1 protein-coding gene and 1 pseudogene are annotated in these 1,601 nt (G+C 68.5%); one reads left to right on the top strand and one right to left on the bottom strand.

Features of this window, described 5'->3' with window-relative positions:
- A partial coding sequence (locus BJF80_RS18820; RefSeq protein WP_158068506.1) for a hypothetical protein occupies positions 1-412 on the top strand: 412 nt, incomplete at its 5' end.
- An 8-nt stretch (positions 413-420) separates the two neighbouring features.
- On the opposite strand, the pseudogene BJF80_RS08835 reads toward BJF80_RS18820, so the two are convergent.
- Positions 421-1,488: pseudogene (locus tag BJF80_RS08835) on the bottom strand (IS30 family transposase); the annotation flags it as partial.
- Positions 1,489-1,601 lie beyond the last annotated feature (113 nt).

Below are 1,601 nucleotides of genomic sequence, written 5' to 3'. Positions count from 1 at the left end.
CCAGCCAGCATGGCCCGGCACCGCCAGCAGCCCGCGGATCACGGTCGACGTGACAGGGGACAAGATCTTCGTCGATCTGCGCCACGGGCAGCACTCGATTCGCAGCGTCGATCTCGACCGCGCCGGCGAGTCTGCCCGGTTGAGCTGGATCGAGGAAACCCGCTGGGACGACACGGTCCGATCGCGCCCGCCGCGCTGGCTCTCGCTGCGTGACCCACACAGCTCACGGAGCCTCGTCCTACCGGCCGCCGGCACGGCTGAGCTGCGCCATACCGTCCACGGCGCCGTGCAGGAGCGCACCACTGTGCCCCCTCAACCAACCCGGCTCTATGCTGCCGCCACCGTCGAGGACGTCGCCGCTCTCGCGCTCGAAGCCCAGCACCTCACCATCGACGAACTCCTGGAGGACTGAAGGCAGGTTCAGGGGGTCGATGCAACACCGGCCTGTGGTGGGGAGGGTAGCTGCTCCTGGTAGACCTCGGCAGGAGTTCGCCATCCGAGGACCTTGCGAGGTCGTTCGTTGAGGGTGACGGCGATGGCTGCAACCTCCTCGGCGGACCATCGTGATAGGTCGGTTCCCTTGGGGAAGTACTGGCGCAACAGGCCGTTGGTGTTCTCGTTGCTCGCACGCTGCCATGGTGAGTGTGGATCGCAGAAGTAGACCGCGACGCCGGCGTCGATCTTGAGCTGGACGTGCTGGGCCATCTCCCCGCCCTGGTCCCAGGTCAGCGATCGGCGCAGCTGCTCGGGCAGGTCGCCCAGCTGGGCGGTGATCGCGTCCCGGACGGCCTGAGCGCCATGACCCGCCAGGGGTGGCCCGTTCTTGACATACGGGACCTCGCCGAAGCCCTCCATCCTGGGCAGGTGCAGCAGCATCGTGTACCGGCTGGTGCGCTCCACGAGCGTCCCGATCGCTGACTTGTCCAGCCCGATGATCAGGTCGCCCTCCCAGTGACCGGGTACCGCCCGGTCGCCAGCCTCGGCGGGACGTTGAGAGATCCTGACCTCGTCGGTGACCAAGGTGCGGCCGCTGCGGCCAGTCCTGGCGCGTGGCTCGCGCAGCGCCCGCCCGGTACGCAGGCACGCAGTCAGCTCCCGCTTCAGCGCGCCGCGGCCCTGAACGTACAGCGAGGTGTAGATCGTCTCGTGGCTGATCCGCATGGACTCATCGTCGGGGAAGTCGACCTTGAGCCGGTTGCTGATCTGCTCCGGGCTCCACGCGGTGCCCCAGCGGCGGTCCTGCCGACGCCCGTGCCGGCGACCGGCCCAGGGCACGTCCGGGCCGGCGATCGGTGGCCCATCGGCATCGGTGACCTCCCCGCAGAGCTTGTCCTCCACGTAGGCCCGCAGCCGCGGATTGGTCGCCAACTTCACAGGTTTGGGCCGCTTCGCGGCCTGCTGCGCCTTCCACTGCGCCACGCTCGCCCGGTAGACCTGCTTCCCGGAACGCGTGGCCGGGTGGCGCCAGTGACGCAACTGGCGAGGCAGGATGGGCGTATGCAGGTGAGGTACGGACAGTTCTGGGACCGCTCGACCCACGACTTCAGCAGTGAGCTCGTCTCCGTCGATGAGGCCTGGGAGCTGTTCGAGACCGAGGGGTT

Origin of the sequence: Serinicoccus sp. CUA-874, from assembly GCF_001942225.1 — a bacterium.
Taxonomy (GTDB): domain Bacteria; phylum Actinomycetota; class Actinomycetes; order Actinomycetales; family Dermatophilaceae; genus Ornithinicoccus; species Ornithinicoccus marinus.
Note: the sequence above shows the minus strand (reverse complement) of the source record. Positions and strands in the feature narration are given on the sequence as shown.